Genomic DNA, 8,937 nt, shown 5'->3' with positions numbered 1-8,937 from the left:
TTGTTCATAGCGCCTTGGAACATAGCACCGAAAACGGCAGGTGAGATCTCAGACCAAGAGAGCTTACCGCAATCAGTAAACTGATTACGGGTTACAACGTCAAACTCAGGGATAAAGCCAGGTTCTGCAAAGAGACCGCCGTTTACATATGGGAACTCTAAAATCTCATTGGCAACCTTATTTTCAAGATGCTCACGCTCATGCTCTTTAGTGTTAAAAACCGTAAAGATATCTTCAAAGAACTGCTTAGCGTTACTACCTTCACGATCTACCAGCTTGTTGAAAGCATTGGAAAAGACATTATCGTCACCCATGCCAAACACGCCGGTATCTTCAGCAAATAAACAAAATAGGATGCGCACCATGAAGCTGTTAAGCTGCTGCATGTTCTCATCACTAATGTTGTTGCGCTGAGCAAGGGTGTCGAGTAAGCGAGTAAGCTTTAGACAAGCTTTACGATCAGCTTCTTTAGAGGAGACAATTTTAGTTCTGCGTCCCTCTAACATAGGCAGCATAAAGCTGTAAAAGCCTGGCAAATCCTTATAGCCAATAACTATGTTGTCATGCTCAATAGCATCGAACATAGCAATGGTCTCAGGGCCGCAACAAATGAGGTACTGAAACTTATGTTTTGGTCCTGTGACTTCCTTTAGAGCACGCACATCATCCATAGCATGGACAACGTCAGCATCATCCTTTAAGAATCGAAAGTATGCACGTAATGATATGGCAAGATCAGGCCTAGCCATAGAATCATTGACGTCTTTGCATGCAACGTTATAGCCCGGCTCATTCTTCAGGGCCATTTTTATGGAATCACTAGCTGTTCCATACATCCTCATAAGCTCACTGAAGAAAACATCAGGCTCCCACTTTGTCTGCATATTCTGACTTAAGTCATTAATGAGAACAGAGAGATCTTTTGAGGATACCTTGGCCATAACATTCATCCCAAACGAAAGCTTTATTACATCTGTAGTGCTAGTCGTTATCACAACTGCAAGGCTACCCGCAGTAGCCTAATCACTCAGACCGTCATTTGCAAGCATAGAAGCGGTGGCTTTCTTTTTCTTTGGCTTAGCGGCCTTTAACTGCTCCTTTTCCTCAGCAGCAATCGCTTTAGAGTAAAGGTCTAGTAAGAACGACAAGCGCTCCTCATCGTCCTTGAAAGGCTCATCTCGATAAGCACGCTCAACTGCAGCATCGAGTCTTGCGTGAACATCCTTAAGCTCATCAGGCATGTTCTCCGAGTTATACATCTCACCCAGAGTAAACTGTGTTTCAAAGTCGATACGTGTCAGCAAGATCTCTTTTGCCTGCTCATCGATCTCATCACGCTGCTCGTCACTCACCTCAGGCCACACAAAGGTGTTGAATGTTAAATCTCTAGAATAGCTGTAGTCATTCTTGATTCTTCCTGAAGTTAATCTCATCCAGACCATATGCATCCTAGATGACAGTACTCCAAAGTAATACATCTCACTAGTTGCAACAATATATAGTTTGTTACTTGCTATGTAGTCTGAGTTTATAAAACCTAAAGGAATATAGAACCTATTGCTGGATGAAATTGCAGGTATAGCAATGGCTCTTTCTGGATTTGCATTTTTTGCTAACTCGCCGAAACGCCATGGAGTGGACGCTGCTTTTCTAGTTCTAATCTTAGGAGACCTTTCTCTAAAGATTCTTACTTTTTCAAATCTATCTAGAATGTTTTTGTTATTTAAATTAATAAGTGAGTCGTTTGACTGTAACCAAAGGCAGTATCTAAACTCACTCTTCATTAACTCACTACTGCCAATATACTTTTTAATGATTGGCTTTAAATCGTGGCATTCAGCTAGTAGTTTTTGGCCTTCATCATATGTAAGGATAAGGTGACCCCCATCAGTTGGTTTGTTTCCGAATAGAAGGTTTATATCCTTAATAAATGCTGTGCTTCTTCTTTCAACTATCAAAGGTTTTACACAATTTGTAAGGTAAGGCGATATACATGTACATTTTTCAACTGTTACATCGTGAGTATTTGCATCTGCTGTAAACAGCATAGGAGCTTTCTTAAGCTTATATGAGAACCCAACTACAACACATGTAACTTCTGCTTTACCTGCAGCTTCATTATTCCAATTAAAAGAAGTGTAAGCAAAATCTATATGAATACCTTTATCTAGCAGCAAGCTCCAGAGAGTGTTGACCTGATCGCCTTGGCAGATTGAGTTTGTTGCTACAAATGCTGCATGCACATGCTTATTCTGCAGCATGTAGTCAGATGCTTTTACAAACCATCCTGTCACATAGTCTGCATACCCTAGCTTGTACTTAGGAGGATAGACATCTTTAAGCCACTGTTTTTGCTCATCAGTAGTGTATGTAGTGCCTCCAAACGGTGGATTACCAAGGATATAGCTGCACTCTGAGGCTGGAAGGATGTCGTTCCAGTCGGTGGTAAGGGCGTTGGCTCTAACTATTGTTGCTGAGGATTTTAGCGGGATGGATGAGATATTGGAGCCGAAGCGAGCGTTAGCTTGCTGGTTCATGAGGTGCTGCATGAGCCACATGGAGACGTGGGCAATTTCAACAGGCCAATCCTCGATCTCGATACCATAGAACTGATCGATGTTGATAAAGGAGTTTGTAAAGGCACCCTCATTAATGTAGTCAAATACTTCGTTCTCAAGAGTACGCAGCTCTTTGTACGTGACAAGGAGGAAGTTACCGCAACCACATGCTGGATCAAGGAACTTGAGCTTGCCTACTTCCTCTAAGAAGTCATAGAACATTTTGCGCACGGCAAAATTCTTACGGCGAGAGCTATCGGCGCGTTTGGCTGTGGCAGCACCTAACTTTAGTGGTTCGGCCTTTTTCTTTAGTTCTTCAAACTCAGCATAGAGATCATCAAGGAACAAAGGTTTAATTAGCTTGAGAATGTTCTCTTCTGAGGTATAGTGAGCACCCATGTTGCGGCGCTCTTCCTTGTTCATAGCGCCTTGGAACATAGCACCGAAAACGGCAGGTGAAATCTCAGACCAAGAGAGCTTACCGCAATCAGTAAACTGATTACGGGTTACCACGTCGAACTCAGGGATGAAGCCAGGTTCTGCAAAGAGTCCTCCATTTACATATGGAAACTCTAAAATCTCATTGGCAACCTTGTTTTCAAGATGCTCACGCTCATGTTCTTTAGTGTTAAAAACCGTAAAGATATCTTCAAAGAACTGCTTAGCGTTACTACCTTCACGATCTACCAGCTTGTTAAAGGCATTGGAAAAGACATTATCGTCACCCATGCCAAACACGCCAGTATCCTCAGCAAAGAAACAAAATAGAATGCGCACCATGAAGCTGTTGAGCTGCTGCATGTTCTCATCGCTAATGTTGTTGTGCTGAGCAAGGGTATCGAGTAGACGAGTGAGCTTTAAACAAGCTTTACGATCAGCTTCTTTAGAGGAGACAATCTTTGTTCTGCGTCCCTCTAACATAGGCAGCATAAAGCTGTAAAAGCCAGGTAAGTCCTTATAGCCAATCACTATGTTGTCATGCTCAATGGCATCGAACATAGCAATGGTCTCAGGGCCGCAACAAATGAGATACTGAAACTTATGCTTTGGGCCAGTGACTTCCTTCAGAGCACGCACATCATCCATGGCATGGACAACGTCAGCATCATCCTTCAAGAATCTAAAATAGGCGCGTAATGAGATGGCAAGATCGGGCCTGGCCATAGAATCATTGACGTCTTTGCATGCCACGTTATAGCCAGGCTCATTTTTAAGAGCCATTTTTATGGAATCATTAGCGGTTCCATACATCCTCATAAGTTCACTGAAGAAAACATCAGGCTCCCACTTTGTCTGCATTTTCTGACTTAAGTCATTAATGAGAATAGAGAGATCTTTTGAGGACACCTTGGCCATAACATTCATCCCAAACAAAAGCTTTATTACATCTGTAGTGCCAGTTGTTATCACAACTGCAAGGCTATTCGCAGTAGCCTAATCACTTAGACCGTCATTTGCAAGCATAGAAATAGTTTTTAAGCTTATAGCTCACAATTAGCTTTTAGTTCACAAGAGGTGAACCTTGAAAGTACTGCCTACAGCTGAACATTAAAAGAATGGCTCACAATTAACTTTTAGTTCACAAGAGGTGAGCCTTGAAAGTACTGACTACTGCCGAATGCTACTAATATGACTAATCTTAAAAGAAGTGCAACATAAAGATGCCATCATCAGCTTCTTCGTCATCATCATCAAAGATATGGTCATCAGCGTCATCTTCAATGTAACCATCAAACTTATCTCCAATGAAAAAGACATCAGTCATGGTATCTTCTGCATTGCCAAGCTCATTTGGCCATGGGAAAGATGATTTGACTGAGTAATTTGGCAGCTCATCGCAATTGTTTAGGACGAACTTGGAGCTTCGGCTAGATCTATCAAAATCAAAATCTACAATTGGTACAATCATGGCAGCACTGATACTGTCATTGTTTTGCATGTATGTAGCAGCAAGCTTTACCCAAGCACTTGAATAGTGAGTAACCTCAATAAGACCGCAGCCATCCAAGATCTTCTTAACCTGATTAAGCTTAGCCTTACTCATATCACCGAACATGCTCATTGGTAAGTGGGACAAGATAAAAGTGCACTCATCTGCCTTAATGATCTTGTTCCAATCAATCTCAAGTGCATCGCCGAGCACTATCTTTTCCATGCTATTGATTGGCTTCACTAATGGCTTTGCACCAAGGCGCTGATTGAGTCTGAAGTCACACACATGCTGTACCATCCACATGGATAGGTGCGCTTCTTGAACCAACCATGGTTCGATCTCAACACCACCAAAGTTATTAAGATCAATGCATGACCTTACATTTACAAATGATCCTTCACTATCAATACCTAAAGGCTCAAAGATACCTTCTTTTAAGAACTGCTGTATACGTGGACAATCCTTAATGAAAGACTTTACGTGCGCATAAATCTTGGTTTCAAATCTACGGCAGTCTTGATATGCGTATGCTAAGAGGTTAGCGCAACCACAGGCTGGGTCTAGAAATTTCTCATTGCTAATGAGCTTGATGAAATTCTTCGCATACATTACATACTTGGTGGCAGCCTTGCGTGCTGTGTCATCATCTTCTGCTTCGGTGGCTTTTAATTGCTCTTGAAGCATCATCTGCTCATGGGTGTCATATCTCTCTTCAAACTCATCAAGATACAGTTCTTTAGCAAGCCAATTAAGCTTTTTACCTTGCGTATAACATTCTGTAACAGCAGATCGCTCATAATCGACCATAATGTACTCAATGAGCGAACTAAAAAGCACTACAGAGATCTTGGTCCAATTAATCGTATCTAAAGCGAGTAAGAGTGATACTGCTTGAGCATTAAACTGAGGTACTAAGATCTTTCCTTTTAAGAAATCACCTTCGATGTAGGCAAACTTCAAAAGTCTCTCGTCTACAGATGATTTGAGAGATTTGCGCTTTGCATCCGGTGTAGCAATAACGCTAAAGAGATCGCCAAAGAACTCTTTTGCGTTTGAGCCATCCTCAGAAACTATGCTCTTAAAGGCACTCAAGAAAGGCTTCTTATCTTTACTAAAGAGTTTGTAATCATCAGCAAAAAGACAGAACCACAAACGCAGCACAAAATCGCCTAGATCAAGACGATTATCATCTAAGCCGTTGTGCTTAACGAGTTCATCAATCAGTGCAATAAACTGTAAAGCAGCACTTTCATCTACGGACAGACTTACTTCTTTAGCTTTCTTTTCACTCCAATCTATCCAGGTATCTACGTTAGGTTCAGTAGCCCTTAGAGCTCTTGGTTTTACTTTAAGTTTAGTGATGTCTAGACCATCTGCAAATAGAGCACTAAGTTCGTCCTTATGCTTACACAGATCTTTTAGTTCACAGACTAAGCACACATCGTTTTTGAGATCGTAAATAGCGATCTTGTCTTGAGTGCAGCAAATGATTACTTTAAAGCCGTGCTCTTGTGACTTTATGAGCTTTAGGCTCTTCATCTTATCAATGTATTCATCTAGGCGACTACCTGCTTGAGGAAACCTAAAATAGGCAAGACCAGTAATTGCGACATCCTTGTACGTGAAGGTGTTGCGACGATTATTAGGAGCTAAGTTGCCAGCCTCATCACCATACAATGCTCCATCAATAATCTGACGTGACACTCCAACATGCTCTAACAGTCCCTCCATGAACAACACAGGATCGAACTTTTCCATTAGCTTTTGGCACATGTTGTCAAAGCTGGAGTTTTTCTCTTTGGTCTTGTTTATAGGCACTTTAGCGCTCTCTCTTCATGCTAATACTGCACAGCACATAACTAAGTATGCATACACAAGCGAGTCTATCACAGTACAAGCTTAAGACCTCTTGAGCTGCGATATAAAACCGAATGCGCACAATTGCGGCATTGCCAGCTATCAATGTGGGGTTGTGCGGAGTTATGATTTGGAGGTGATCATGTACTCGGCCGTTTTGGCTGAATAATTTTCGGTGAGCACGAGATTGAGTACGTTGCGATCTTCAGTATAGTTTTCGAGTACTGAGCGCATTTCGTTAATGCTGGAGTTTAGAAGCTCAATTTCGCGATCGTAGTTGGCAAGTACTTCCTCATCGGTAAAATCTAAGATCTTGTAGCCTACGATCTTCTCTTTGAGCAGACGATAGGAACTTACGCGTGCCTCTTGTACGGTGATCTCTTTTTCGAGCTCTTCGATCTTCTTTTCATATGCGGCGATGTGCTTTGCAAGCCGATTCTTTTTGACGCGCTTTTTATCTATGTTGAGTAGCAGTCGGCTCAGTGTTTTAGTGTTCTTGCCGTACTCTTTTTGAGCCGCTTCGTATGCCTCAATCGACTCTGAATGATACTTTTCCATTTGCTCGGCAAGTGCATTGAGCTGATCTTCCTTTTCGGCATAATGGCTTTGTACTTCATCTAAAAGAACATCCACGCCAACCATAGAAGCACAGCTACCTGCAGCTGCAGCTACACAACTTGCTTTTGACACGGGATCAATAATAAAGACACATGACAGTCCGCCAATTAGTCCACCAGTGATGCAGGCTTGAACCTTTGAATCATAGTCATCCCAGAAAGATGAGTTATACCAGTCAGACTCGGTAATACTTGCAGATATGGACTCTACACCTGCACTGATGGTGCTACATGCACTGAGCATGATAGCAGTACCCATGGCGCTAACGCTCCATAAGATACGCTCAGATAATTGTCTTAATCCTAGAGCTGCAAAGTGTGGCTGCTCTTTTTGCTTGTTTGATCGTGAATATATAAGCATGATGGTGCGACGACTGTGGAAAGAGTGTTTTAACTTAGTAGGTAAATGCCTATTTTTCCAAATTGGGCTGTTTAGCCTAGATACATACTAGTGCTATGAAAAACGCGCATTAGCACTATGGCCAAGGCGCGTTATTGTCTTAGCGTTGTTGAGCTTATGGGTGGCTAAATTAGATTTTCGTGATTAGAGTGAGTTTTGCAGCTCGTCGAGGGTAGCCTTGAGCTCTTCGATTTCAGCTTGCTTCTTCTTTAAAGTCTGATTTGCTGCGCTGGGCTTGTTCATAGCAGCAACCTTAGCCTTAGCAGCATCAAGCTTGTCTTGCAGCTCTGAGGTTAAAGCACGCTTCTTAGCTAAGCTTGCCTGAACAGCATAAAGCTCACTGCGAGTCTTATCGAGCATACGAGTACGCTGCTCGTAAGTGCCAAGCAGTGCAGCTCTCTTACCTTCTACCTCACGGGCTAAGGCATTTAAGCGCTCGCTTTCTGCCTTGAGCTCATCCACGTGCTTTTGCTTTTGCTCAACACGCTCTTCATATGAGCCAGTAACTACACAACCCATCTTGCCAAAGAAGCCTTGATCTTGGCTAGGATCGCACTCTTCTGGAGTTGAGGCACAAGCGGTGAGTAAAACAGCGGTAGCGCCAGCAATTAAAGAAAGCTTGGCACCATTTACGAATTCTAATGACATGGTCTTTCCCATTCCTAGGCAAGTTGAATGTTACTTGAATCAACCTGCCTCTTAGTGGACATTCGCGCATTGTGGCGCTATGTAATCTTGAGCAGCTAAAGCAGGCTATACAATCAAACTAAGCAGCCTTGGCCTTGATCTCAGAGCCGTCGTTGAGAGCAATATTAAGCACGTTGCGATCGTTAGTGAAGTTGGTGAGCAAGCCGCGCATCTCATCGATGTTGCTTTGCAAACGGGCAATCTCACGATCGCACTCTTGGATCTGCTTACGCTCAGCTGCAGTTAAATTCTCATTGCCAGCAAGCTCAGTCTTGGTCTCTTTGAACAGAGCAATTTGCTTCTCATGATAATCGATGTTGTCTTTGAGCACTAAGATGTTGCCATCATAACGAGCTAAGGTCTTCTCAGCTTGCTTGCGATCAGCTGTGTTCTTATCGATCTCTTTTTTCATCTGAGCAAGCTTAGCGTGATCCTCTTCATAGACCTGATTAGCAGTTGCAAGCATGTAGGCAGCCTTCTGACGGTTCTCTTCCATCTGCTTGGCTAATGCATCAAGCTGTTGCTCCTTGGTGTGATAGCCCTTACGCAGGTTATCTAAAAGAGCATTACCACCCATGAAAACGGCACAGCCTGCAGCAGCTGCTGCAAGACATACAGCACGTGAACCAGAGTCAGCAATGAACATACAAGAAACACCAGTAATCAGAGCGCCGCTAACGCAAGCAGTTGCATAGGAGCTTTGATCTACGGAGAACTCATCGTTAGTCATACGTGGGTCTGCATTTGATGCAGAAGGACCGCTAGTAGTTGAGTTACAGCCAGTTACGGCCATCAGACCACATAAGGCTGATGCCATTAAAGTAGTACGAAGTTGCACAATATATCTCCTTGTGAACTGCTTTAAGCGCCAACTAAAACCAGCTG

At 42.8% G+C, this 8,937-nt stretch carries 6 protein-coding genes; all 6 read right to left on the bottom strand.

Annotated features, from left to right (window positions below; all coding sequences use genetic code 11):
* Window positions 1-941, bottom strand: a 941-nt coding sequence (locus tag RDO37_RS00245; RefSeq protein ID WP_308497707.1) for a type IIL restriction-modification enzyme MmeI, incomplete at its 3' end; no start/stop codon positions are given.
* A gap of 78 nt (window positions 942-1,019) precedes the next feature.
* Complete coding sequence (locus tag RDO37_RS00240) at window positions 1,020-3,914, bottom strand: DNA methyltransferase (protein WP_308497706.1); 2,895 nt, start codon at window positions 3,912-3,914, stop codon at window positions 1,020-1,022.
* A 283-nt stretch (window positions 3,915-4,197) separates the two neighbouring features.
* A complete protein-coding gene (locus tag RDO37_RS00235) occupies window positions 4,198-6,249 on the bottom strand; it encodes a DNA methyltransferase (RefSeq protein ID WP_308497705.1) in 2,052 nt (683 codons plus the stop codon).
* Window positions 6,250-6,471: 222 nt separating this feature from the next.
* Complete coding sequence (locus RDO37_RS00230; protein ID WP_308497704.1) at window positions 6,472-7,326, bottom strand: hypothetical protein; 855 nt, start codon at window positions 7,324-7,326, stop codon at window positions 6,472-6,474.
* A gap of 183 nt (window positions 7,327-7,509) precedes the next feature.
* Window positions 7,510-8,013: a hypothetical protein gene (locus RDO37_RS00225; RefSeq protein WP_308497703.1), complete on the bottom strand. Its 504-nt coding sequence runs from the start codon at window positions 8,011-8,013 to the stop codon at window positions 7,510-7,512.
* Between the two features lie 118 nt (window positions 8,014-8,131).
* The gene (locus tag RDO37_RS00220; protein ID WP_308497702.1) at window positions 8,132-8,890 is read right to left on the bottom strand and encodes a hypothetical protein; all 759 of its coding nucleotides are present in this window, start codon (window positions 8,888-8,890) and stop codon (window positions 8,132-8,134) included.
* Window positions 8,891-8,937 lie beyond the last annotated feature (47 nt).

This window comes from uncultured Anaerobiospirillum sp., assembly GCF_902485895.1.
Classification (GTDB): domain Bacteria; phylum Pseudomonadota; class Gammaproteobacteria; order Enterobacterales; family Succinivibrionaceae; genus Anaerobiospirillum; species Anaerobiospirillum succiniciproducens.
This window is presented reverse-complemented; position numbering and strand designations above follow the sequence as displayed.